Source organism: Lelliottia nimipressuralis (assembly GCF_004115925.1).
In the GTDB taxonomy this organism is placed as follows: Bacteria; Pseudomonadota; Gammaproteobacteria; order Enterobacterales; family Enterobacteriaceae; genus Enterobacter; species Enterobacter nimipressuralis.
In genome coordinates, this window is the sequence record NZ_SDDX01000001.1 from 467,556 (window position 1) to 491,979 (window position 24,424).

General features: G+C 54.6%; 27 protein-coding genes. 12 read left to right on the top strand and 15 right to left on the bottom strand.

Annotated elements, in window-relative coordinates; translation table 11 throughout:
* Positions 1-131: 131 nt before the first annotated feature.
* Positions 132-773, top strand: a complete 642-nt coding sequence (locus ETG88_RS02260; RefSeq protein ID WP_100780416.1) for a riboflavin synthase subunit alpha — start codon at positions 132-134, stop codon at positions 771-773.
* A gap of 31 nt (positions 774-804) precedes the next feature.
* On the opposite strand, the gene cfa is transcribed toward ETG88_RS02260, so the two are convergent.
* The gene (gene cfa / locus ETG88_RS02265; RefSeq protein WP_107703700.1) at positions 805-1,953 is read right to left on the bottom strand and encodes a cyclopropane fatty acyl phospholipid synthase; all 1,149 of its coding nucleotides are present in this window, start codon (positions 1,951-1,953) and stop codon (positions 805-807) included.
* 296 nt (positions 1,954-2,249) lie between these two features.
* The gene (gene punC, locus ETG88_RS02270; RefSeq protein WP_129034452.1) at positions 2,250-3,449 is read right to left on the bottom strand and encodes a purine nucleoside transporter PunC; all 1,200 of its coding nucleotides are present in this window, start codon (positions 3,447-3,449) and stop codon (positions 2,250-2,252) included.
* 116 nt (positions 3,450-3,565) lie between these two features.
* Between punC and punR the strand changes: the two genes are divergently transcribed.
* Positions 3,566-4,477 carry a DNA-binding transcriptional activator PunR gene (gene punR, locus ETG88_RS02275; protein ID WP_100780413.1) on the top strand — a complete coding sequence of 304 codons (912 nt, stop codon included), beginning with the start codon at positions 3,566-3,568 and terminating at the stop codon, positions 4,475-4,477.
* Positions 4,478-4,493: 16 nt separating this feature from the next.
* Here punR and purR read toward each other — a convergent pair whose 3' ends face one another.
* On the bottom strand, positions 4,494-5,519 hold the full coding sequence (gene purR / locus ETG88_RS02280) for an HTH-type transcriptional repressor PurR (protein WP_129034453.1): 1,026 nt from the start codon (positions 5,517-5,519) through the stop codon (positions 4,494-4,496).
* A 296-nt stretch (positions 5,520-5,815) separates the two neighbouring features.
* Between purR and cydH the strand changes: the two genes are divergently transcribed.
* Together cydH and ETG88_RS02290 are read left to right on the top strand one after the other, a co-directional pair.
* Positions 5,816-5,905, top strand: coding sequence for a cytochrome bd-I oxidase subunit CydH (cydH, locus tag ETG88_RS02285; RefSeq protein ID WP_100780411.1), 90 nt, complete (start codon positions 5,816-5,818; stop codon positions 5,903-5,905).
* 169 nt (positions 5,906-6,074) lie between these two features.
* Entirely contained in the window at positions 6,075-7,241 is a 1,167-nt protein-coding gene (locus tag ETG88_RS02290) for an MFS transporter (RefSeq protein ID WP_100780410.1), read from the top strand.
* A 38-nt stretch (positions 7,242-7,279) separates the two neighbouring features.
* Here ETG88_RS02290 and sodB read toward each other — a convergent pair whose 3' ends face one another.
* A complete protein-coding gene (gene sodB / locus ETG88_RS02295) occupies positions 7,280-7,861 on the bottom strand; it encodes a superoxide dismutase [Fe] (protein ID WP_100780409.1) in 582 nt (193 codons plus the stop codon).
* A gap of 122 nt (positions 7,862-7,983) precedes the next feature.
* Positions 7,984-8,766, bottom strand: coding sequence for a C40 family peptidase (locus tag ETG88_RS02300; protein WP_100780408.1), 783 nt, complete (start codon positions 8,764-8,766; stop codon positions 7,984-7,986).
* Positions 8,767-9,107: 341 nt separating this feature from the next.
* Here ETG88_RS02300 and grxD point away from each other — a divergent pair, with 341 nt between their 5' ends.
* Positions 9,108-9,455 (top strand): monothiol glutaredoxin 4, encoded by a 348-nt coding sequence (gene grxD / locus ETG88_RS02305; RefSeq protein WP_095281803.1) that lies wholly within the window; start codon positions 9,108-9,110, stop codon positions 9,453-9,455.
* 46 nt (positions 9,456-9,501) lie between these two features.
* Here the strand turns inward: grxD and rnt are convergent, their stop codons facing one another.
* The 5 genes from rnt to eptA form a co-directional block, all read right to left on the bottom strand.
* Positions 9,502-10,152 carry a ribonuclease T gene (gene rnt / locus ETG88_RS02310; protein WP_100780407.1) on the bottom strand — a complete coding sequence of 217 codons (651 nt, stop codon included), beginning with the start codon at positions 10,150-10,152 and terminating at the stop codon, positions 9,502-9,504.
* 95 nt (positions 10,153-10,247) lie between these two features.
* The gene (gloA, locus tag ETG88_RS02315) at positions 10,248-10,655 is read right to left on the bottom strand and encodes a lactoylglutathione lyase (RefSeq protein WP_012017189.1); all 408 of its coding nucleotides are present in this window, start codon (positions 10,653-10,655) and stop codon (positions 10,248-10,250) included.
* A gap of 99 nt (positions 10,656-10,754) precedes the next feature.
* A complete protein-coding gene (locus ETG88_RS02320; protein ID WP_129034468.1) occupies positions 10,755-11,852 on the bottom strand; it encodes an alkene reductase in 1,098 nt (365 codons plus the stop codon).
* Positions 11,853-11,905: 53 nt separating this feature from the next.
* On the bottom strand, positions 11,906-12,505 hold the full coding sequence (locus tag ETG88_RS02325; RefSeq protein WP_102103566.1) for a TetR/AcrR family transcriptional regulator: 600 nt from the start codon (positions 12,503-12,505) through the stop codon (positions 11,906-11,908).
* 39 nt (positions 12,506-12,544) lie between these two features.
* Positions 12,545-14,173 carry a phosphoethanolamine transferase EptA gene (gene eptA, locus ETG88_RS02330; protein WP_129034469.1) on the bottom strand — a complete coding sequence of 543 codons (1,629 nt, stop codon included), beginning with the start codon at positions 14,171-14,173 and terminating at the stop codon, positions 12,545-12,547.
* Positions 14,174-14,321: 148 nt separating this feature from the next.
* On the opposite strand from eptA, the gene ETG88_RS02335 reads away from it, so the two are divergent.
* The 3 genes from ETG88_RS02335 to sodC all read left to right on the top strand — a co-directional run bounded on the left by ETG88_RS02335 (position 14,322) and on the right by sodC (position 16,105).
* Positions 14,322-14,561, top strand: a complete 240-nt coding sequence (locus ETG88_RS02335) for a DUF1289 domain-containing protein (protein ID WP_100780403.1) — start codon at positions 14,322-14,324, stop codon at positions 14,559-14,561.
* Between the two features lie 48 nt (positions 14,562-14,609).
* Positions 14,610-15,506: an aldo/keto reductase gene (locus ETG88_RS02340; RefSeq protein ID WP_100780402.1), complete on the top strand. Its 897-nt coding sequence runs from the start codon at positions 14,610-14,612 to the stop codon at positions 15,504-15,506.
* Between the two features lie 80 nt (positions 15,507-15,586).
* Positions 15,587-16,105 (top strand): superoxide dismutase [Cu-Zn] SodC, encoded by a 519-nt coding sequence (gene sodC / locus ETG88_RS02345; protein WP_100780401.1) that lies wholly within the window; start codon positions 15,587-15,589, stop codon positions 16,103-16,105.
* Here the strand turns inward: sodC and ETG88_RS02350 are convergent.
* Genes ETG88_RS02350 through ETG88_RS02360 form a run of 3 tightly spaced genes read right to left on the bottom strand, consistent with a single transcriptional unit; the run spans position 16,084 to position 19,216 of the window.
* Positions 16,084-18,117, bottom strand: coding sequence for an FUSC family protein (locus ETG88_RS02350; protein ID WP_129034454.1), 2,034 nt, complete (start codon positions 18,115-18,117; stop codon positions 16,084-16,086). The genes sodC and ETG88_RS02350 overlap by 22 nt on opposite strands.
* The gene (locus ETG88_RS02355) at positions 18,117-18,977 is read right to left on the bottom strand and encodes an efflux RND transporter periplasmic adaptor subunit (protein ID WP_129034455.1); all 861 of its coding nucleotides are present in this window, start codon (positions 18,975-18,977) and stop codon (positions 18,117-18,119) included. The genes ETG88_RS02350 and ETG88_RS02355 overlap by 1 nt, the downstream gene beginning before the upstream one ends.
* Positions 18,978-18,979: 2 nt before the next feature.
* Positions 18,980-19,216 (bottom strand): DUF1656 domain-containing protein, encoded by a 237-nt coding sequence (locus ETG88_RS02360; RefSeq protein ID WP_129034456.1) that lies wholly within the window; start codon positions 19,214-19,216, stop codon positions 18,980-18,982.
* Positions 19,217-19,392: 176 nt separating this feature from the next.
* On the opposite strand from ETG88_RS02360, the gene slyA reads away from it, so the two are divergent.
* Positions 19,393-19,833 carry a transcriptional regulator SlyA gene (gene slyA / locus ETG88_RS02365; protein WP_100780397.1) on the top strand — a complete coding sequence of 147 codons (441 nt, stop codon included), beginning with the start codon at positions 19,393-19,395 and terminating at the stop codon, positions 19,831-19,833.
* A gap of 36 nt (positions 19,834-19,869) precedes the next feature.
* Here the strand turns inward: slyA and ETG88_RS02370 are convergent, their stop codons facing one another.
* Together ETG88_RS02370 and slyB are read right to left on the bottom strand one after the other, a co-directional pair.
* Positions 19,870-21,231 carry a sensor domain-containing diguanylate cyclase gene (locus ETG88_RS02370; protein ID WP_129034457.1) on the bottom strand — a complete coding sequence of 454 codons (1,362 nt, stop codon included), beginning with the start codon at positions 21,229-21,231 and terminating at the stop codon, positions 19,870-19,872.
* A 203-nt stretch (positions 21,232-21,434) separates the two neighbouring features.
* Entirely contained in the window at positions 21,435-21,902 is a 468-nt protein-coding gene (gene slyB / locus ETG88_RS02375) for an outer membrane lipoprotein SlyB (RefSeq protein WP_100780395.1), read from the bottom strand.
* A 255-nt stretch (positions 21,903-22,157) separates the two neighbouring features.
* Here slyB and anmK point away from each other — a divergent pair, with 255 nt between their 5' ends.
* From anmK to pdxH, 3 genes are all read left to right on the top strand, one after another.
* Positions 22,158-23,282 (top strand): anhydro-N-acetylmuramic acid kinase, encoded by a 1,125-nt coding sequence (gene anmK, locus ETG88_RS02380; RefSeq protein ID WP_100780394.1) that lies wholly within the window; start codon positions 22,158-22,160, stop codon positions 23,280-23,282.
* A 95-nt stretch (positions 23,283-23,377) separates the two neighbouring features.
* Positions 23,378-23,701: a C-type lysozyme inhibitor gene (gene mliC / locus ETG88_RS02385; protein WP_100780393.1), complete on the top strand. Its 324-nt coding sequence runs from the start codon at positions 23,378-23,380 to the stop codon at positions 23,699-23,701.
* Between the two features lie 57 nt (positions 23,702-23,758).
* Positions 23,759-24,415 carry a pyridoxamine 5'-phosphate oxidase gene (gene pdxH / locus ETG88_RS02390; protein ID WP_100780392.1) on the top strand — a complete coding sequence of 219 codons (657 nt, stop codon included), beginning with the start codon at positions 23,759-23,761 and terminating at the stop codon, positions 24,413-24,415.
* Positions 24,416-24,424: the final 9 nt, after the last annotated feature.

A 24,424-nucleotide genomic window follows, 5' to 3' on the forward strand; every position in this document is an offset into this window, starting at 1 on the left:
CGGGGTTTCTCTATTTATCTAGTGAAAAAATCGCCAGAAAATGCGCTCCGCTGGCAACCTGTTTTTCCAACTGTTATTGTGTTGCGATTAAACGGTGTCACTACCGTTGGGATAATACAGGAGTGGTAAGCATGTTTACTGGTATCGTGCAGGGCACTGCAAAACTGGTGTCCATAGATGAAAAACCTAATTTCCGTACCCATGTGGTCGAGCTGCCGGAATATATGCTCGACGGTCTGGAGACCGGGGCATCGGTGGCACACAACGGCTGCTGTCTGACAGTGACAGAAATTAACGGCAACCGTATTAGCTTTGATCTGATGAAAGAGACGCTGCGTATTACTAACCTCGGCGAGCTGGTGGTGGGCGACATGGTGAACGTTGAGCGCGCGGCGAAGTTTAGCGATGAGATTGGCGGGCATTTAATGTCGGGTCATATTATGACGACCGCCGAGATTTCGAAAATCCTGACTTCAGAAAATAACCGTCAGATCTGGTTTAAGGTACAAGACGCGTCATTAATGAAATACATCCTGTACAAAGGATTTATTGGCGTGGATGGGATTAGTCTGACGGTGGGTGAAGTGACGCCAACCCGTTTCTGCGTGCATTTAATTCCGGAAACGTTGCAGCGCACGACGCTCGGGGCGAAAAAACTCGGCCATCGCATTAATATCGAAATTGATCCCCAGACCCAGGCGGTAGTGGATACCGTAGAACGGGTGCTGGCGGCGAAAGAATTAGCGAGTAAACTGACGTCGGAAGACGAATAAAATAAACCCCGGATATCCGGGGTTTATTTTTTTATCGCGCGACCCGCAAACCATGCTCCACGCCACGACTGAACACGACCTGCCAGAGCTGAATATCCCGGGCACGAAATGCGCCCGCACAGGCATTCAGGTAATAGACAAACATCCGCTTGAAGCGTTCAGAATAGTTCTCCGCAATTTCCGGCCATGACGCCAGAAAACGTTCGTGCCAGGCCATCAGTGTCGTATCGTAGTCGGCACCAAAATTGTGCCAGTCTTCGACAATAAAGTGCGACTCACTGGCATCGGCTATCTGGCGAACCGAAGGTAAACAGCCATTCGGGAAGATGTATTTATTGATCCAGGGATCGACCGAATGATCGGTCTTTTTGGAACCAATGGTGTGTAGCAGGAAAAGACCTTCCGGTTTCAGGTTGCGATCCGCAACCGTGAAATAGGTGTTGTAATTTTTGGGCCCGACGTGCTCGAACATCCCCACGGAGACAATACGATCGAACTGATCGTCCAGATCGCGATAATCCTGCAGCAGAATGGTCACATCCAGCCCCGCGCAGCGTTCTTGCGCCAGTTTCTGCTGTTCAGCCGAAATGGTCACGCCCACGACGCTCACGCCGTAGTGTTTCGCCATGTACCAGGCAAGCCCACCCCAGCCGCAGCCGATATCCAGCACCCGCATACCAGGTTGAAGCTGCAGTTTTTCGCAGATTAAACGCAGTTTCGCCTGCTGTGCATCTTCGAGCGTGGTGGCCTCTTTCCAGTAGGCGCAGGAATATTGCATCAACGGGTCAAGCATGCGGCTGAAAAGATCGTTGCCAAGATCGTAATGCTCTTTCCCGACAATCCATGCCCGTTTTTTACTTTGCAGATTTAGCAACCGTGCAGAGGCGATCCGCAGCGTATCCTTCAGGTGGTGGGGGAGCTGGTTTTCCAGCCCGGCGCGCAGAACGTTATGGAAAAACATATCCAGCCGCTCGCAATCCCACCAGCCGTCCATATAGCTCTCGCCTAAACCCAGCGAACCTTCCTGCAACACGCGTTTGAAAAAATCGGGATGTTTTACCTGAATATCTGAAGGAGCAGACCCGTTAATCGCGATGCCCGCCCGACTCAGTAATTCATTGACGATCCGGAACCAGTTATTGTCCCGAACATTGACTTCTTCTATACACGATGAACTCATAGCTTCTCCATCACGTTGTGTGATCAGAACCTTCAAACAGCGTAGCCGCTTTTTATGGTTTGTGAGAAATCCCACGGTTTTTCCGTGAGGCTAATATCCGACGTAGAACAGAGGAAGGGAGATAACCCTTACCGAAAGGCCTTCCATGGTAAAACGGGAGCACTCCGGCTCCCGTTAACACATAATATTTATCGTATTTATATGAACCAAATTTAGTATAGGCCGCAAAAAAGAGCGATTCAACTGAAAGTTGTTAGCAGCCTAATGACTGAAATGTAACATAATTGCTCACGCGATTACGCCTGCGACGATTTCGCCTGGGCAGTGTCCTCCGCCAGCGTCTTCACTGAGGCCTGCATGCGATAACCCAGCGCGGCGAGAACCACGGTAGCCAGCATCACGCTGGTGGTGGTCATCAGCGGTGTAGCGATTAACGCAGAGACAATCAGGCTTGCGAGGAAGCACAGACCGAGCTGCAGGGTATTTTGCAGCGCCGCCGCACGGCCCGTTGCATGAGGGAACGGACGCAGTGCCTGAGCCACTACAATCGGGTAAATCGCCCCGTTTGCCACGGCCATCACACAGAATGGGATCAGAATTTCAGTCAGCCCGACGTGTGGAATAAAGCCAACCGCCCAGGTACCGATGACGCTTACGGCGAAAAGCACCAGCAGCCACGGCAGCATCTGCTGTCCCTGCCATTTTTGCAGCGCGGCGCGGCAGCCGTAGCCCCCCACCAGGAACGCGATGGTCTGTGGAACATAGCTCAGGCCGATCACCGCCGGGCTGTAGCCCATATCATGCAGAATAAACGGCGAACCGGTCAGCCACGCAAAGAAGCTGGCGGAACAGGCGGCGTAGACCAGCACGTTGCCGCGATACGCGCGTGAACGCAGCAGCGACAGGAAAGTAACGCGATTATCGTGGTTTTCAGCCGGTTTCGGCTGAGCAGGTTTTAGCGTGAAGGCCGGTAACATCAGCACCAGCGTGATGATAAACAGGGTGGCGAAAATTGCCTGCCAGTCAAAGTGCACCAGGATCCAGCTACCGAGCAGGGGAGCCAGCGCCGGAGAGAGACCGACCAGCGGCATAATGGTGGCAAAAATGCGGTTCACGCGAGACGCGGGATAATAGTCCGTCACCAGCGCCTGCCAGGTGACAGCTGCGGCACACACACCGAATGCCTGGATAAATCGCAGCACCAGCAGCCAGGTGGCATCACGCACCCACAGCATTCCCAGACAGCCAACGGCGAAAATCGCCAGACCGAAGAGCAGAATCGGTTTGCGACCGTAACGGTCAGAGAGTGGGCCCCATAACAGCTGCGCGAAGGCAAAACCGGCGAGGAACAGGCTCAGGCTGGCGCTGATGGCGGCGGCAGGGGTCTGTAAATCGGCCTGCATCGCGGCAAACGCGGGCAGGTACATGTCGGTCGCCAAAAAGCCCAGCACGCTTAAACCGCCGAGCCAGACCAGGAATCCTTTGTTGGGTTGCATTATTTTTTATTTCCTAAAGAGGGCAGGTAATCACTGGCGCAAAGTGTAGGGAGTGCAAACTGCCTTGTGAAACGCTAATATTTGGTGGTTGCATTCAAAAATTTTGCAGGCAGAAAATGTGGTCAGAATATTCGTTAGAAGTGGTGGATGCGGTTGCGCGTAACGGCAGCTTTAGTGGCGCGGCCCAGGAACTGCACCGCGTCCCCTCTGCGGTGAGCTATACGGTGCGTCAGCTTGAAGAGTGGCTGGCGGTTCCGCTGTTCGAGCGTCGTCACCGTGACGTGGTTCTGACGCCAGCGGGCGTCTGGTTTTTGAAAGAAGGGCGATCTGTTATCAAAAAAATGATGATCACCCGCGAGCAGTGCCAGCAGATTGCGAACGGCTGGCGCGGGCATCTCGCCATTGCGGTGGATAACATCGTCAAACCCGAACGCACCCGACAGATGGTGGTCGATTTCTATCGCCACTTCTCTGATGTGGAGCTGCGCGTCTCGCAGGAGGTGTTCAACGGCGTGTGGGATGCGCTCTCTGACGGCAGGGTGGAGATGGCGATCGGCGCGACCCAGGCGATCCCGGTGGGGGGGCGCTATGCGTTTCGCGATATGGGAGCCCTGAGCTGGACCTGCGTTGTCGCCCGCGATCATCCTCTGGCCGCCATTGCAGGCCCGTTGAGCGATGATACGTTGCGCAACTGGCCGTCGCTGGTGCTGGAAGATACCTCACGATCGCTGCCAAAACGGATTACCTGGTTACTGGATAACCAGCGGCGTGTGGTCGCACCTGACTGGGAGACGTCGGCGACCTGTCTTTCTGCGGGGCTGTGCGTGGGAATGGTGCCGGTGCATTTTGCACGTCCACGCATCGATCGAGGTGAGTGGGTGGCGCTGACGCTGGAAAACCCGTTCCCGGATGCGGCCTGTTGCCTGACGTGGCAGCAAAACGATATGTCACCGGCGCTGGCGTGGCTGCTGGATTATCTGGGGGATAGCGAAACGCTGAACAGGGAGTGGCTGAGGGAGCCGGAATAACCGGCCCCTCGGGGGATTAACGGCGGTAGTCGCGGAACGGACCGTCCGCCACGGAGCGGCGTTCAATCAGACGTGGGTGGACTTCAATCGACTGCGACTCTTCACGCTTGCTGACGATGCGGTCCAACAGCATATTGAACGCCGTTTCACCCAGCGAGTCTTTCGGCTGGTGAATGGTCGTTAGCGCCGGGGTGAAGTAGCGGGCGTTGCGCACGTTATCGTACCCGATCACGGAAATGTCCTGCGGCACGCGCAAACCCAGCTCATCGGCTGCGCAAAGAGCGCCCATTGCCATAATGTCACCCCCGATAAAGACCGCGGTAGGGCGGTGCGACTGGGAGACGAGCTGCTGCATCGCGCGGTAGCCGGACTCCGGCTCGAAGTCGCCCTGCACGATCCAGTTTTCTGGCACCGTGATCAGCGCTTCTTCCATCGCTTTCATGAACCCTGCCAGACGGCCTGCGCCGGTGTTGCGCTCCAGCGGACCCGGAATGACGCCGATTTCGCGGTGACCACGCTCAATCAGGTAGCGACCTGCCATGTAGCCGCCTTCAAAGGCGTTATCGTTGACGGAATCGGTAAAATCAGCGCGGGTATCACCCCAGTCCATTACCACCATCGGAATGTGGCGGTACTCTTCGAGCATGGAGAGTACGGACTCCGGGTATTCAGAACACATCACCAGCAGGCCATCAACGCGCTTTTGCGCCATCATCGACAGGTAAGCGCGCTGTTTCTCCTGGCTGTTCCATGCGTTGCCGAGAATCAGGGTGTAGCCCTTCTGGAAGCAGTTTTTCTCAACCGCTTCGATGATCTCGGCAAAATAGGCGGCTTCGCTGCTGGTCGCCAGCAGGCCGATCGATTTGGTGTGGTTCACCTTCAGGCTACGCGCCACGGCACTTGGGGAGTAGTGCAGCTCTTTGATGGCGGCCCATACGGCGTTGCGCGTCTCTTCCGCAACGAAGCGCGTTTTGTTAATTACATGTGATACGGTTGTAGTGGAAACGTTTGCGCGTTTCGCCACATCTTTAATTGTTGCCATTACATGTCACTCCAGACCATATCTTAAACTCCTGAAATACTTAAAGGTAAACGTTTGCCTTCTCTCACCCTTATCTCGCAATGTGAATTGCGATACGCCGGGAAAACGACTCAGAACGTCAGGAGGGGGTCAGTGGCCGGTACGCTTATAAATTTAGCGTAGAATTTTGTCTTATCTTGATGAAAAGGGGAAGAGCAAAAACGGTTATCAGCCTAAATCCAGGAAGATTTTTGGGGTAAACTGTGTAAAAATGAGCAAGCTCACTTTTCGTGGGGTGATTAAAAGGAGAAAAATTGATGAGTACCGATCTGAAGTTTTCGCTGACGACAACCATTATTGTTCTGGCCCTGATTGTCGCTGCGGGTCTGACCGCTGCGCTGCACTGATTTAAGCGGGGGAGAGTTCTCTCCCTCGTCTCCTGCCTGTACCCTGATTGTTACCCGCACGGCAAAAATCTTTTGCTAATTTGTTAACTTCTCATTTTTTGTGATTGATGTCATGCTTTTGACATCTTAGTCCCGTGTCGCGCGACGACACGGCATCCGGAGTTAATCTATGAAAATCAATTTTCCCCTGCTGGCCCTGGCGATTGGCGCCTTCGGCATCGGCACCACCGAGTTTTCCCCGATGGGGCTGTTGCCGGTTATCGCAAAAGGGGTAGATGTCTCTATTCCGGCCGCGGGCATGCTGATCAGCGCCTATGCCATTGGCGTGATGATTGGCGCGCCGCTCATGACGCTACTGTTATCCCATCGTGCCCGTCGCAATGCGCTGATCTTCCTGATGGCGATTTTTACCCTCGGTAACGTGCTCTCGGCGCTGTCACCGGATTATACCACGCTGCTGCTGTCACGCATTCTGACCAGCCTGAACCACGGCGCGTTCTTTGGCTTAGGCTCAGTGGTGGCGGCGAGCGTGGTGCCAAAACACAAACAGGCCAGCGCGGTGGCAACCATGTTTATGGGGCTAACCATCGCCAATATTGGCGGTGTACCGGCGGCGACCTGGCTTGGTGAAGTCATTGGCTGGCGGATGTCGTTTATGGCAACCGCAGGGCTGGGCGTAGTGGCGATGATTGCCCTGTTCTTCTCGCTTCCGAAAGGCGAGGCGGGCGAGCGTCCGGACGTGCGTAAAGAGCTGTCGGTGCTGGTTCGTCCACAGGTGTTGTCTGCTCTGTTAACCACGGTGCTCGGGGCGGGCGCGATGTTTACGCTCTACACCTACATTTCACCGGTTCTGCACGATATTACTCACGCCACACCGTTGTTCGTGACGGCGATGCTGGTGCTGATTGGCGTCGGTTTCTCTCTGGGCAACTATCTCGGCGGTAAACTGGCGGATCGCTCGGTCACCGGGACGCTGAAAGGCTTCTTAACGCTGCTGATTGTGATTATGCTCGCGATTCCCTGGCTTGCGCGCAACGAGTTTGGGGCGGCCATTGCGATGGTGGTGTGGGGCGCTGCAACCTTTGCCGTGGTTCCGCCATTGCAGATGCGCGTCATGCGTGTGGCGCACGAAGCGCCGGGCCTCTCCTCTTCCGTGAATATCGGGGCGTTTAATCTCGGGAATGCGCTGGGTGCGGCAGCCGGTGGGGCGGTGATTTCAGGCGGGCTGGGATACGCTTTTGTACCGGTGATGGGGGCGATTATAGCGGCGCTCGGTCTGCTGCTGGTCCTGACATCGGGCCGTAAACAGCCGGAACCTGTTCGCGTCACAGAGTAATCAAAAAACGCAGAAGGGCTGCCCCTTCTGCGTCTCATTTATGCCGCGAAGTTCTTCGCCACAAATTCCCAGTTAACCAGCGCCCAGAAGTGCTCAAGGTAGTTCGGACGAGCGTTACGGTAGTCGATATAATACGCGTGTTCCCACACATCAACGGTCATCAGCGGTTTCGCGCTGGTGGTCAGTGGGGTTCCCGCGTTTGACGTTGAGACGATAGCCAGTTTGCCGTCGGCCTCTTTGACCAGCCACGTCCAGCCAGAGCCGAAGTTCTTAATTGCTGCGTCAGTAAACTTCGCTTTGAAATCCGCAAAGCTGCCGAATGCGGCGTTAATGGCAGCCGCCAGTTCACCGGTTGGTTCGCCACCGGCGTTCGGTGCCAGGCAGTGCCAGTAGAACGTGTGGTTCCAGACCTGAGCGGCGTTATTGAACACACCGCCGTCAGAACTGCGCACAATCTCTTCCAGCGTTTTACCTTCAAACGCAGTGCCCTTAACCAGATTGTTCAGGTTAGTGACATAGGTCTGATGGTGTTTGCCGTAGTGATATTCCAGTGTTTCCGCCGAAATGTGCGGAGCCAGGGCGTCTTTTGCATACGGTAATGCAGGTAATTCGAACGACATTGCTTCTCTCCTTATTATAGTGTTGCACTGCAATAACCCTATTGAGTGCAAGGATAGAGTAGCAAATTGAAAGGGTATGCAAAAGAGGAACTTACCCTGCCGACGGTGCGGCAGGGCAGGGATTAGCGAATGGTTTTCGGGGTCATTACGCGGCGGGCGCCAACGTAGTGGCGAACCCAGTAATCTTCGCTCAGGGAGGTGATTTGGATATCCTGGCCGCTGCGAGGCGACTGGATAAACTTGCCGTTGCCAACGTAAACGCCAACGTGATCGGCGGTGCCGCGACCCTGGGTGCGGAAGAAGACCAGATCTCCGCTCTCCAGCTCACCGCGATTCACGGCTGCTGCATCGCGCAGGTGATACATCTCATTCGCCGTACGCGGGATGCGGAACTTCACCAGATCTTTATAGGCATAATAGACCAGACCACTGCAGTCGAAACCGGTGCGCGGGGAGGTGCCGCCCCAATGATAGGGTTTGCCAATCTGCCCCATCAACTTGTTCATCGCGGTTTTCTGCGCTTTCTGTACGCGCACTTTATGCACCTCAGAGAGCTTCGCAGTTTTGCCCACTTTCACACAGTTCGTTTTGTGGCCTTTCCGTACGGTGCATTTTTCCGGAGCCACTTTTGCAACTTTTGCGGCAGTGCGGGTGGGTTTGCTGCGGGTTTTACTGGTGAGGGCCTTACTGGAGGTGGACTGCTTTCGTGCGGTAGTGGTTTTTTTCTTTTCGCTTTTACGGGTGCTGGTAGGTGTTTTTTTCTTACGTTCTGTGGTTTTCGCCAGATGTGACTTCTGCACGGCAGAGTGCCGCGCCTGCTCCGAGGCGTTAGCCGCTGGCGTGAAAACGAGTGATGTAAACAGTAAAGCACAGAGCGTGATCGAGATTTTTGTTATCCGCGCCACTGAGCATTCCCCTGAATTAGATGTGGGTCATCAATAGTACCCACGTATGATTTACAAAGCCCGTCGATTCTAATCTAAAAATCTGCGAGAAGTTAATAGCATTTATCGGTCTAAAAGTCTGTTTCGTTAGCGAGTGCAAAAAAAAAAAGTCAGATTGTTGCCGCGTTGTTCACTCCCTGAACAAAACCACACCGGGTGAGGGGGTAAGCTATCTTTGGAATGCAACTTTAGCCGACAACCGTTAAGATATAAGCAGGTGACGAAAATGTTATTTTCCGATGTCTCTCTGACCCGCTACAATGTCAGACGATCGCCGTAACAGAAGTTAAAGGAAGCAAGACATGAGCACGACTATTGAAAAAATCCAGCGCCAGATCGCTGAAAACCCGATTCTGCTGTACATGAAAGGTTCACCGAAGCTGCCAAACTGCGGTTTCTCTGCACAAGCCGTGCAGGCGCTGTCTGCCTGTGGCGAGCGTTTTGCTTACGTTGATATTCTCCAGAATCCGGACATCCGCGCTGAGCTGCCGAAATACGCTAACTGGCCAACCTTCCCGCAGCTGTGGGTTGATGGTGAACTGGTCGGCGGTTGCGACATTCTGATCGAAATGTATCAGCGTGGCGAACTGCAGCAACTGATCAAAGAAACCGCTGCCAAGTACAAAACCGAAGAGCCAGACGCAGAATAAGTTCTTTTGCATCAGGCAAAAAAAAGCGACCTTTCGGTCGCTTTTTTTATTCCTCGCTGTCGCCCATCGGCAGCGGCCAGCCGCCCAGACGCTTCCAGCGGTTCACAATCTCACAGAACAGTTCTGATGTGCGCTCTGTGTCGTACAGCGCCGAGTGAGCCTGAGTACCGTCGAAATCGATGCCCGCAGTAATACAGGCTTTGGAGAGCACGGTCTGGCCCAGTGCCAGCCCGCTCAGCGCGGCGGTATCGAAGGTCACGAACGGATGGAACGGGTTACGCTTGAGCGACGCGCGTTCGGCGGCGGCCATCATAAAGCTGTGATCGAACGTGGCGTTGTGCGCCACCATGATCGCGCGATTACAGTTGCTGTCCTTCATACCTTTGCGCACCATTTTAAAAATGGCGTGCAGGGCGTCATATTCGCTCACCGCGCCACGCAGTGGGTTCGTAGGATCGATGCCGTTAAAGGCCAGCGCTTCTGGCTGCAGGTTCGCGCCTTCAAAGGGTTCAACATGGAAATGCAGCGTGGTGTCCGGTGTAAGCCAGCCCTGTTCATCCATTTTCAGCGTAATGGCTGCAATCTCAAGCAGCGCATCGGTTTTAGCGTTAAATCCGGCTGTTTCTACGTCAATCACAACAGGATAAAAACCACGAAAACGGTCGCACAGACCGGTAAGTTGAGCGTTATCGGACATCAGGGTCTCTTACAAGGGAAAAAAGCAGTGCGTATTATGACAAATTTTGCGAGGCGATGCAGTAAAACAACGGGCGCAGAACGCGCCCGGAGGGATCAATTGCCCAGACCGCGACCGGCGTCTTTGGCTTCAATCAGTTCGATTTTGTAACCGTCAGGATCTTCCACGAAGGCAATTACGGTGGTGCCGCCTTTGACCGGACCCGCTTCGCGCGTCACGTTGCCGCCGTTGCTGCGAATGCGCTCGCACGCTTCTGCCGCGTTATCCACTTCCAGCGCGATGTGGCCGTAAGCGGTGCCCAGCTCGTAGCTATCGACATCCCAGTTGTAGGTCAGCTCTATAACCGCTTCGTCGCTTTCCGGGCCGTAACCGACGAACGCCAGGGAATATTTGTATTCCGGGTTTTCGCTGGTGCGCAGCAGCTGCATGCCCAGTACGTTAGTGTAGAAATCGATAGAACGTTGCAGGTTGCCAACGCGCAGCATGGTATGAAGTAGGCGCATATTTTCCTCTTGACCAACTCAATGGCTTATCTTTTTGAACAGAAACGATGTTTTAGTATAGCGGCGAATCATCGCCGCTATCAATGGACAACCGAGGAATTACAGGGAAGGGTAGTCGGTATAGCCTTCAGCGCCGCCGCCATAGAAGCTTTCTGGACGCTGTGGGTTCAGCGCGGCTTTACGCTGCAGACGTGCCACCAGGTCCGGGTTGGCGATGTAATCGCGACCAAAGGCGACGGCGTCAATCAAACCTTTGCCGATCAGATCTTCCGCTTTCTCTGGGGTGTACGCACCCGCACCGATGATGACGCCCTGGAAGCGCGCACGCACTTTCTCACGGAATGCCTCAGAGTACGGCTGACCGCCCGCCCAGTCCGGCTCGGACATGTGCAGATACGCGATGCCGCGTTTCGCCAGCTCTTCGATCAGATACAGCGCGTCGGCTTCTTCGTTCGGGCCGTTGTCGACGTTCTGGAACGATCCAATTGGTGAGACGCGGATACCGATACGGTCCGGGCTCCACTCCTGACACACCGCATCCACCACTTCCAGCACCAGACGGGCGCGGTTTTCCACGCTGCCGCCGTACTGATCGGTACGCTGGTTAGACGACGGGGAGAGGAACTGGTGCAGCAGGTAACCGTGCGCAGAGTGCAGCTCGACCAGGTCGAAACCGGCTTCACGTGCATTCGCCACCGCCTGACGGAAATCATTGACGATGCCTGGGATCTCATCGAGTTCCAGCGCGCGTGGGGTAGAAGTATCCACGCGAATGGCATGGCCGTTTTCATCACGCAGCGAGGTGCGGGTTCCGGCGTTCAGGGCAGACGCGGAAACCGGTGCCTGGCCGCCAGGCTGGATGCTGTTGTGGGAGATACGGCCCGTATGCCACAGCTGGACCGCGATGCGACCATCATCGGCATGAACACCTGCGGTGATTTTTTTCCATGCTGCGATCTGCTCTGGGCTGTGCAGGCCCGGTGCGCCCGCATAACCTTTCGCCTGAGCGGAGATCTGGGTCGCTTCGGAAATGATCAGGCCGGAGCTGGCGCGCTGGCGATAGTATTCACCCATCAGCGGCGTTGGGATATCGCCCGGCTCAATGCTGCGCAGACGGGTGAGAGGGGCCATTAATACGCGATTAGGTGCGGTAACCGCACCGATTTTCAGTGGGGTAAATAATTTTTCAGTTGACATCATGACTCCTGAGTAGACCGGTCGACTAGTAGATGAATAAATAAAAACGCCTGTTAAACGCCAGGCGTCGTAATACTGTTCTTCACATGCGCCAGCGCGCTTTCAAGCGGCACGGCGCTGCGGGAAATTTTGGCCTGCAAATTTGCGCCTAACCACAGCGCGTACAACACCTGGGCCTGAGTTAAAGGATCGCCGCTAAAGTTTAGCGTTTTTTCAGCGCGACCTTTTTCCAGCGCCTGAGCCAGCAGGGCGATAACGCCGCTGGCCCCTTTGTCCATCGCGGTGCGCATATCTTCTGACAGATCGCACACTTCGGCGGACAATTTAACGGTCAGGCAACCGCTGATAATGCCCTGCTGACAGAACTGGTTCAGCGTTTCTTGATAGTAGTTGAGCACACGATCACGGTAGCACCCTTCGCCGCTGGCAAAATGGGCGGCGAGACGCTGGTGGTAACTGGCATAGTGCCGCTCCAGCATCGCCACGCCAAACGCTTCTTTGGAGCGGAAGTAGTGATAAAACGAACCCTTAGGCACCTCAGCGGTTTTTAACAACTCGCTCAGCCCCATTCCGGTAAACCCGCGGTGCATACAGAGACGCTCGCCGGTGGCCAGAAGATGTTCGCGTGTATCGTGTTCAGTATTTTTGCTCATGGCGCTCACTGTAATAGACCAATCGGTCTAATGCAAGTATCACGATTTTCGACAGGTACTGATGAGATCCATCTGCGGATGATAAACCGCTGATTTTATGTTCATCATCCCGAGCACGGTCGAGAACAAATTATCCTGAGACACCTCTGTTTTCGCCGCCCGATCGCGTAAACACGGCTCGTTGATACTGTAATTGTTCACGTAATCCGGCGAGAGCCAGAACATAAATGGAATATGCGTCTGCTGTTTCGGCGCCAGCATGTACGGCGTGCCGTGCAGATACAGTCCATTTTCGCCGAGCGATTCGCCGTGATCGGAGAGATAAATCAGCGCGGTGTTCATTGTCGTCTGACGCGCTTTCAGTGCATCAATGGTTTTACTGACCACGCTATCCGTATAGAGGATGGTGTTGTCGTAGGTATTCATCAGCGCCTGATGATCGCAGTCCTGAATCTGGTTGGTGTCGCAGGTCGGGGTAAACTGGCGATACGCTTTTGGATAGCGCTGGTAATAGGCCGGGCCGTGGCTACCCATCAGGTGGATCACCAGAACCGAGTCCTGCTTCAGGCCGTCGAGCACGTTATCCAGACGGTGCAGGTTGACGTCATCAATACAGGATTTATCTTTGCAGAACTGATCCAGTTTCCACTGGGTCATATCCGTGTGCGGAATACGATCGCAGGCACCCTTACAGCCGCCGTCGTTTTCACGCCACAGAAGATTAATACCTGCGTGCGCCAGCACATCCAGTAAACCTTCCTGATGGCGCGCCAGATCGGCATCATATTTTTTGCGCGGCATACCGGAGAACATGCACGGCACTGAAACTGCCGTTTCTGTTCCGCACGAAGACGCCTGCGGGAAGTTAATCATGTTCTCTTTTTTGAGCTGCGGGTTGGTGTCGCGCCCGTAGCCGTTGAGAGAGTAATTTTCCGCGCGAGAGGCTTCGCCAATCACCAGCACCAGTACCGTTTTTTTCTTCTGCGCCAGAATGACTGGCCCTTTCTGGGCGTCCTGGCCGATGCGTACCAGCGTTTGATCGCCTGCAAACCAGCGGTTTTTGCTGTATTTGGCGATGGCGCTGACGTAGTTAGCAGGCGTCACCATTTTGACGATGCTTTTGTTATTGCGAAACAGCGAGGCGTAATCCTTATAGAAGACCGAGGCCACCAGAATAATCACCATCAGGGCACCCAGAATGGCCGCGACGCGCGTAAGCAGCGTGTACCACCATTTCCCGGAACGAATACGAATAAACAGCAGTGCAATGGAGGGAATCAAGCCGATCGCCGCGATCCACAGCAGCATTTGCGGTGTGACCAGCGCTGTGGCTTCCTGTGAGTTGGTCTCGAAAATATTCACCATCATGTTCTGATCGATGACGGCGCCATAGGTGAACATAAAGTACGTGGCCCCGGCGCAGCCCAGGGTCAACAGAATCATCAGCGGTTTACGGATAAAGGGGATATTAAGCAGGCTGAAAATAATCACCCAGCCACAAAACAGAACCAGCGGCACGGACGCCGCAAACAGGAAATCGTGCAGATGCGACGGGGCAATAATCTGCCAGCTGCGCTGAATAAACAGGGCATTGAGGAGAGTAAAGAACAGGGCGCAGCCGAGGGTAAATTTAATATCGTTACACTGTAACTTTTTCGCAGACCACATCATTAAGAAACCATTTGTTATATTGATGAGGCGAGTATAGGGAGCGAAGATTAGAGAAACCTTAATGACACATTTCTGTGCTAAAGCCCTTGCAGGCACGGCGTTTAACGTCTTCACTGAAGGTGTTAAGTGATTTCGGGAGGTGTGTGTGGCAGAGCAACTGGAGTTTTTCCCCATCCAGAGCCCGTGCCGGGGAATTTGTCAGTCGGATGAACGCGGTTTTTGCCGGGGCTGTATGCGCAGCCGCGACGAGCGTTTTAACTGGCAAAAGATGAGCGACGCGGAAAAACAGGACGTCATACGCCTGTGCCGACAGCGTCTATTGCGCAAATTACGCGCAAACAAACCGACCGATACGGAAGAACCTCAGCAGCCTTCACTTTTTTAGCGGCGGATATGCGTATACTCATGACATCACTTCCTTGAGGAAATTGTTATGGTTCAGCGTATTGCCCTTGCCCCGCAGGGCCCAGAGTTTTCGCGTTTTGTCATGGGTTACTGGCGTCTGATGGACTGGAATATGTCCCCGCGCCAGCTGGTCAGTTTCATTGAGGAACATCTCGACCTCGGAATTACCACTGTCGACCACGCCGATATCTACGGCGGCTATCTGTGCGAAGCGGCGTTTGGTGAGGCCATGAAACTTGCGCCACACCTGCGTGAGCGCATGGAGATTGTCACCAAATGCGGTATCGCCACCACCGCGCGCGCCGAAAATGCCCTGGGGCATTACATCACCGACAGCGATCACATCATCAAAAGCGCCGAGCAGTCCCTGGTCAATCTGGCCACCGACCATCTGGATTTGCTGCTGATTCACCGTCCCGATCCCCTGATGGATGCGGACGACGTGGCGCAGGCGTTCCTGTCGCTGCATCAGAGCGGGAAAGTGCGCCACTTCGGCGTGTCGAACTTCACACCGGCGCAGTTCGCGCTGCTTCAGTCCCGTCTGCCGTTTACGCTCGCGACCAACCAGGTGGAAATCTCCCCGGTTCACCAGCCGCTGCTGCTCGACGGAACTCTCGATCAGCTGCAACAGCTGCGCATTCGTCCGATGGCCTGGTCCTGCCTTGGCGGTGGACGTCTGTTCAACGACGAGGCCTTCCAGCCGCTGCGAGATGAACTGGAAACCGTGGCCCGCGAGCTGAACGCCGAGAGTATTGAGCAAGTCGTTTATGCGTGGATCCTGCGCCTGCCGTCGCAGCCGCTGCCGATTATTGGCTCCGGCAAAATCGAGCGAGTGCGCTCGGCGATTGCGGCAGAAGAGTTGCAGATGACGCGCCAGCAGTGGTTCCGCATCCGCAAGGCCGCGCTGGGCTACGACGTACCTTAACTGTGCATTAGCCTGACTTTCCGGTGAAAATATTGCCCCTGGTCTAAACTTTAGGGGCAAATTAAACCCGAGGAGGTCATATGAAGCGTTTTGCTCTGGCAGTCGTGACGCTGGTTGTGTGCGCAGGTGCGCAGGCAGCCAGCGAAACCGTCGACATGAATCTCGTTACCTCACAAGGGATCGGCCAGTCCATCGGGACGGTGACGATTTCCGAAACCGACAAAGGGCTGAAATTTGCGCCCGATCTCAAAGCACTTCCTCCTGGTGAACATGGTTTTCACGTTCACGCTAAAGGCAGCTGTCAGCCTGCACTGAAAGAGGGTAAAGCCTCTGCGGCAGAAGCCGCTGGCGGCCACTTTGACCCTCATCAGACGGGCAAGCACGAAGGTCCGGAAGGGCTAGGCCACGAGGGCGATCTGCCTGTGCTGGTGGTGAACAACGACGGAATAGCCACCGACCCCGTTGTGGCACCGCGTCTGAAAAAACTTGATGACATCAAAGGCAAAGCACTGATGATTCACGTCGGCGGCGATAACATGTCCGATCAGCCTAAACCGCTGGGCGGTGGCGGCGCACGCTACGCCTGCGGCGTGATCTGATCGCTGATTGTCCCTGGCGGCGGGGCCTGTTCCAGCTGCGACAGGGAGCAGTGTAAACGCCAGACAAGAGACGCTAAATCGCGCGCGGCCGGAAGGGGGTGGCGTGCGAGCGTCTCACTGATGCGCTGCAGCTCGGCAAGCGTGACCGCCAGCGGACGTTGCTGCACGCCCCGTTTGCTCATGACATCTCTCAGCAGAGAGATACAGATGTCGCGTACCTGCGACAGCGGATCTGAGCGCGTTTCCCACGCTCGCAACTGCCACACCACATGCGAGCAGTTCAGCAGCACTACGCCCCAGCGCAGCAGCCAGCGGCGGGATAATTCGTCCTGACTGTTGTTCAGCTGGCTGACGTGATGATAAACCAGCGATTCGTACTCATTTTCACTCAGATGGGGTTTGCGGCTGAGCTGATCGACAAATCCCGCGCGCAACTCGCGAATGTGGCGTCGGCTTTTGCGCGCATCGGAGCCAGGACGCAGGACCGCAAACGCCAGCCAGGCCAGACCAACACCGAGGATTTTCGCCAGATTATCATTCAGAAAATCGGCGAAATCGTACACCGGTGGATTAGTGACAGAGATAAACGAACCCATAAAGACGATCAGCTGCCCCCACAATCCGGCGAGTTTTGGCATCTGCAATTTCAGCAACTGCATGGTCGTGAGCAGCGGAAACAGGAACAGCAGGAACTGCCATAGATCGGTGATCTGCACCATCAGCCCGAATTTCACCGCGAAACTGAACAGCGAGAGCAGCACCAGCGTGCGCAACAGCAGCGTGAGGGAGTTGAAGGGGGAAGCTGCCACGGAGTAAAGCACGCAGCTGATTGCCGCCAGAGTCAACGCCGCCGAGCCGGATTCCCATTGTGTCGTAATGCTCCATGCGCCCACCAGCATCAGGGCGCAAAAGGTGCGAAATCCGCTCCAGAGCGCTTCGATATTATCCGTATGACGGGTCAGCGCCGGGCTGCCCGGCACCGCGAATTCGGTTATGGGCGTGGCTTCCTCAACGGCTCTGATCCAGCGGCTGCTGCGCAGATATAAACGACAGAAATAGAGCAGCCGCTGCCAGAAGGCGCGATGGCGGTAGTCAAACTCATCCGTCGGGGCGAGAGGGGCAATAATCCGTGCCACCGTAAGGATATCGGTTTGCGGGTTAGCGAGCGCCGCCAGCAGACGGTCGATCACTTCCCGCGTGTTTTCCGGCGGATTTGGCCAGTTGAGTAACATCCTGCGCAGGCCGGAGAGGGCGCTGGTCATCCTCAATTGCTGGTGAAGAAGATAGTTCAGCAACGTGTTCTGGCGACGAAAACGGTAATGGCTCCAGAACGCCTGAATACGCAGCAGGTTCATCGTCAGGATCAGCCCGATGACTTTCTCATGGGCAAGGCGGATCGCGTCGCTGGAGTCAGGCTGCCAGAGTAAACTTGCGTGCTCAAGCAGGCGAGCATGCATGGTTTTCAGGGCGGTGATAAGCGTTGTTCCGTCCGAGGTGCTGGGCAGAATCATCATCATCACGCCGCCGCAGAGGATACCGATGATCACTTCGCACACGCGTGCCTGAGCGATATCCCATAGCTCGGTGGTATCCAGAATGTTGACTACCGGAAAGGCGATAATCGCCGCCGTATAACCGGCGAGCTGGAACGCGTAGGCCACATTATTGGTAAAATGGGCGCAGGCCCAGGTACACAAGCCCAGCCAAGCGGCCATGCTTAGCAAAAAGAGCCAGGGATCGTTGAGCGTGTGCCCGGCGATAATCAGCGCCGCCGTGGCCCCCAGCAGGCTGCCCGCGACACGCCCGAGACTTTTACTGATCACCCCTCCGACGGTAGGAAAACTGACCACCGCCGCTGAGGTCATCGCCCAGTAAGGCTCATCCAGATTCAGATAATAGGCCACCGAAAGGGCCAGACACATGGCGATGCCGTTGCGCAGGGCATATCGCCACTGCGCAGGGGTTGCTTTGAACCACGGCATTTTGCGCCAGGAGAAAGCAGAGAGGTCCATCAGCGCGTTCCGATCGAGACGGTGCAGGTTGTGCCGGAGACCAGCGTGATGTCTGCCGGGAGTTTATCAAACTCCACGCGGACCGGAACGCGCTGGGCGAGGCGCACCCACGGCACGTTAGGTTTGATGTCGGGCACAAGGCCGGAGTCGGTCTCGACACTCTGATCGTAAATGGCGCGACCAATGCTGGAGACGTGACCCTGTAACCGGGTGGAGCCGCTGTAAAGCGTGATCTGCGCCGGTGCGCCTTCCTGAATATGGCGAAGCTTTGTCTCTTCGAAATAGCCGACAACGTAGAACGAGTGGCTGTCTACCAGCGCAAAGACCGGCTGCCCCTGAGTGGCGTAGTTCCCCTCGCGGGTGGAAAGATTGGTTACCCATCCGTCAACGGGCGCTTTAACGACCGTTTGCGTGAGCTGCCACTGGGCTTGTTTCAGCGTAGCTTCTGCCACCTCAACGCTGGCCTGCATGGCTTTGACGTTGATGTTCGCGGTATCGAGATCTTCAGCAGAGATAAAGTTTTGCGGCAGGTGGCGGCGGCGATTGGCTTCATTGTTGGCTTTCGCCAGGTCGGACTGCGCTTTTGCCAGCTGCGCCTGGGCGTTCAGTACCGCGATATGAAACGGTGTCTCATCGATGCGAAAGAGTACGTCTCCCGCCTTCACCCGCTGGTTATCTTTCACCAGCAAAGACGTGATGCTCCCGGAGACCTGCGGCGTAATGCTGACCTGCTCGGCGCGGACTTTGCCATCGCGCGTCCACGGCGACTGCATGTAAAAATTCCATAGCCACCAGCCCGCGACCAGTGCCAGAGCCAGAACCAACAGGCTGGAGAAATATTTAAGGGTTTTCAGCGACATATTCACCACGCAATCAACAGAGCCAGAGCGAGACAGACGGAAAGTGTAAACAGCGAAAGATCCATCAGCATGGGGTGCCAGATTTCGCCGGAGTACATCCAGTCGCGAAGCAGCCGGTGAGCCATAAGCCAGATCAGAAAGCCCAGCATAACGGCTTTGAAAATCGGGGGAAAATAGACAGACGCACCGACAATCAGGTCCTGAAGGGGTAACCCCGCGGAGCTAGTAGAGAACTTCACGAGCAGAGATCCTTTGCAGTGGTGAGGGAGCAGTGTTAACACAATGAAGTGTCTTCATTAAGTGTAAATGATCCGTTCGGAATTGATGAATGCAGTATTGCATTTGTTTTGCCAATATAAATGCTGCACACTATTCTAAAATCAGTATAATAACTTAGCAAGCTAATTATAAGGAGATGAAATTGGAATCGCCATTAGGTTCTGATCTGGCAAGGTTGGTACGCATCTGGCGTGCTCTGATTGACCATCGCCTGAAACCTCTGGAATTGACACAGACGCATTGGGTCACGCTGCATAACATTCATCAGTTGCCGCCCGATCAGTCACAAATTCAACTGGCCAAAGCGATTGGCATTGAGCAGCCATCCCTGGTGCGTACGCTCGATCAGCTGGAGGAGAAGGGGCTGATTTCCCGGCAAACCTGCGCCAGCGATCGCCGTGCTAAACGCATTAAACTGACGGAAAAGGCAGCGCCTATCATCACTGAGATGGAAGCGGTGATCAGCAAAACGCGGGGGGAGATCCTCTCCGGGATTTCACCGGCCGAGCTGGAACAGCTGATTGATATGATTGCTCGCCTTGAGCAAAACATCAATGAGCTGCAAACCCGCGACTGACGTCATGACAAAGCCTTGCATCGCAAGGCTTTCTTTTTAACGGTACACCACCACCCGGTTGCGCCCCGTCTCTTTAGCCTCATACATCGCCTTATCCGCACGCTCGACGCACTCTTCAGCTGTAACCGCAGATGACGTCGCGGTATACACGCCCATGCTAATAGTGATTGGCTCCGGAAGCTGTCCGTGGGTGGTTTCACGATCGAAACTGCTCAGCAGGATACGGATCCGCTCGGCCACCTGGCGTGCCGCCTCTGGCGGGGTATTCGCCAGCAGCAAGACAAACTCTTCACCGCCGATGCGCGCGGCAATATCCTGAGGACGTACCGAATCCATCAGCAGATTGGCAACAAACTGCAGCACTTTGTCGCCTTGCAGATGACCGTAAGTGTCGTTGATACGCTTGAAGCGATCGAGATCGCTGACAATCACCGACACGGGTTTACTGGCGCTGGTGGTTCTGAGCAAATGGTTCAAGGATTCGTAGAAGTAGCTGCGGTTGTAGAGACGCGTCAGGGCATCGCGAATCGAGTTCTGATAAGACTGCTGATATTTAAGATGGGAATCGCGGTAGAGACTGAAGACATCGTGCAGCAGGGTAAAAATAATCAGCAACGTGGCGGTCGTTTCAAACAGACGCGAGCTGTACCAGGCAAATCCCCCCACATAATCACTGGCAAACAGGGTGACCAGCGTAATCATATAGCAGACACACAAAAAGCTGCCGCTGACCCAAAATTCATTACGCAGACGCGTGATGACCAGCATGGTGATTAAAGTGACAATCCAGAAAATAATCAGAATGAGATTAATCACTTGATTCCATAATATTGTCATCTGCCGGGTGTCATTACTGACCAGATCTATCGAAAGTAATGTGCTGTGGCTCGAATATATCCACGCCAGAGTAATCATTGAAACGGTAAACAGAAATAAACAGATAATAATAATTACATTTACGCGGCGCGGTAATACATGATGGCGCAGGGTGTAAAGTACCGCCGCGCATGTGATCAGGAAGGCCATCATCGCGTTGCGGAACATGAAGAAAATCATCGCGTCGTTATAATTAATGCGATGCAGGCCGAACGAGGTGAGCCACGCCGGGAAGCTGCTCAGCGTCCCCAGCATCAGCACCGCGGAGCCCGCGAAGGCAAAGGCGATGGCGAGCAGGAAAATCCGGTTTTTATCGCACCAGTATTTCATCAGCATAAAAAAGGCAATAAACAGATGAAAGACTAAAAGAAATATCGTTAGCGTAGGAAAAATTAATGGCGAAAGGCTCGGAATAATACTCTCTGTTTTTAAATAAAGAGTATGTAATATTCCATAAAAGACCAGACAGGCAAGCGAGAAGGAAACGTAGCGGTTTCCCAGATATCGGTTTATCACGATCATACGGTTGTTAACTGACAGATAATACTTTATTAAGAAAAGAAGATGAGCGCGGAGGATAATGTAATGAGAGATGAAATACTTTGCGCGGGAACAAGAGAAGGGGAAGTAATTAATTCACACGATGAATATGTTTTAGCGGATTAATTAATCGGAATGCATTCAAGAGTAATGGATGTGACCCTGAGGCCACATCCATTATGGAATTAGCGTGGGGATACAGTCACCTGGCTACCGTTGCTTGCCAGGACCACACGTTGGCCGCTAGCAAACTGGGTTTTACCCTGTTTCTGCACAACCATGATGGTGTTGCCGTCGTCTTTACGGATTTCCAGCTCAACGCCCTGGGTTTTGTTCATTGAACCCTGAACACCCTGACCCGCTACGCCACCCGCAACAGCACCTGCGGCAGTCGCCAGAGAACGTCCGGTGCCACCACCGACGGTGTTACCCAGGAAGCCACCCAGCACAGCACCACCAATCGCGCCAATCACGTTGTTGTCATCGCCACCCTGGATCTGAACCGGGCGAACGTTAACAACAGTACCGTAAGTGACGTTCTGAACTTGCTTGGCTTCGGAGGCGGTGTAAACATCACCCGAAAGGGAATCGTTATTCACGCAGCCAGCCAGTGTTAAACCAATCAGTGAAACGCCCAGTACACGTAAAATCATTTGAATCTCCTGTTCACCAACAACGCTCAAACTGAGCATCCGTTATGGCTAAATTATATGGCATTGAGAGCCATAGATCATATCTTTGCACTAACAATAGGAAAATTGTACTTGAATTTGACTTAACGAGACATAAACGGAAGAGGCGGGGTGCTTGAGATCGGACATTGTTAAAAAATATTAGCCGGTCATAGAAATACCCCTTCATTTATGGTGGAGTGGTGACCCCAAGCCCAGATAACCTAAGGAAAGCGCATGAAATCGGGTCGTTATATCGGTGTCATGTCAGGCACCAGTCTTGACGGAGTCGATGTTGTCCTTGCTGCAATTGATGAAAACATGGTGGCGCAGCAGGCAAGCCTGAGCTGGCCGATTCCCGTTGAACTGAAAGAAGCGATTCTGAGCATTTGCCAGGGACAGCAGCTGACCCTTTCGCAACTGGGGCGGCTCGATGTGCAGCTGGGATCGCTGTTTGCCGATGCGGTGCTGGCGCTCATGCAACAGGAAAATCTTCAGCCAAAGGACATCGTGGCGATTGGCTGTCATGGGCAAACCGTGTGGCATGAACCGCTTGGAGACGCGCCGCATTCGATGCAAATTGGCGATAATAATCAGATCGTCGCCAAAACCGGTGTGACGGTCGTGGGAGATTTCCGCCGTCGCGATATCGCCCTTGGCGGGCAGGGCGCGCCGCTGGTTCCTGCGTTTCACCAGGCGCTGCTGGCACATCCGGATGAACGTCGCATGGTGCTGAACATTGGTGGCATCGCCAATTTGTCGATGCTCATTCCTGGGCGACCGGTGCGCGGTTACGATACCGGGCCTGGCAATATGCTGATGGACGCCTGGATCTGGCGTCAGCGTGGCAAAGCGTACGACAAAGACGCGCAGTGGGCGTGCGAGGGAAAAGTCATTATTCCACTGCTGCAAACGATGCTGAGCGATCCCTATTTCGCCGCGCCTGCGCCAAAAAGTACGGGGCGCGAATATTTTAATTACGGCTGGCTTGAGCGCCAGCTGGCGCAGTTCCCGGCGCTGGCCCCGCAGGATGTACAGGCGACGCTGGTGGAACTGACGGCAATCTCGATTTCTGAGCAAGTTTTGCTGAGCGGCGGCTGCGAGCGACTGCTGGTGTGCGGCGGTGGCAGCCGAAATCCGCTGGTGATGGCGCGCCTCGCCGGGCTGTTACCGGGCACCGAGGTGACCACTACCGATGCGGCAGGCATCAGCGGCGACGATATGGAAGCCCTGGCCTTCGCCTGGCTTGCCTGGCGCACGGTCGCCGGTCTGCCGGGGAATCTGCCTTCCGTTACCGGTGCGCGCGAAGCCAGCGTACTGGGGGCGATTTTTCCGGCCAATCCACGGCATAATCAGAGTTAACTGAATTCCAGCCCTGCCCGTTGCCGTTAAAATCGAAAGGAATACAGGAGGGTGACTTCACCCTCCATGACCAGGATAGTCTTCGGAACAGGCTCATGAAAAAACTTCTTCTTACGTTTGCCCCTCTCTTACTCGCGGGCTGTAGCTACTACAACCAGGTTGTCGATCGCCTCAATACCGACACCCTCGAGTATCGCTGTGATGAAAAACCACTGACCGTGAAGCTCAATAATCCGCGTCAGGAAGCCAGTTTCATCTACGACAATAAAATGCTGAACCTGAAACAGGGCATGTCCGCCTCCGGTGCGCGTTACACGGACGGCATCTATGTATTCTGGTCCAAAGGTGACGATGCCACCGTCTACAAACGCGACCGCGTAGTGCTCAACAACTGCGTGCTGCAAAATCCGAAGCGTTGAGATTTTTACAGGGGCGGCGCACAATAGCGCCACCCAATTCTAATTTCAGCTAACGCCATGTCAGATAACGATGAATTGCAGCAAATTGCGCATCTGCGCCGTGAGTACACCAAAGGCGGCCTGCGTCGCCAGGATCTTCCCGCTGAACCCCTCGTACTTTTTGAGCGCTGGCTGAAACAGGCCTGTGAGGCCAAACTGGCCGATCCGACCGCCATGGTCGTCGCCACCGTCGATGAGAACGGCCAGCCCTACCAGCGTATCGTTCTGCTGAAACATTACGACGAAAAAGGGCTGGTGTTTTATACCAACCTCGGCAGCCGTAAAGCTCACCATCTGGAAAACAATCCGCGCATCAGCCTGCTGTTCCCGTGGCACATGCTGGAGCGTCAGGTGATGGTGACAGGGAAAGTCGAACGCCTCTCAACGCTCGAAGTGCTGAAGTATTTCCACAGCCGTCCTCGCGACAGCCAGATTGGCGCCTGGGTTTCGAAACAATCGAGCCGCATTTCGGCACGTGGCGTGCTGGAGAGCAAATTCCTCGAGCTAAAACAAAAATTCCAGCAGGGCGAAGTGCCTCTGCCAAGCTTCTGGGGGGGGTTCCGCGTTCCCATCGAGCAGATGGAGTTCTGGCAGGGGGGCGAACACCGTCTGCATGACCGCTTTTTATACCAGCGCGACAACGACGCGTGGAAAATCGACCGACTGGCCCCGTAATCCTCGAAA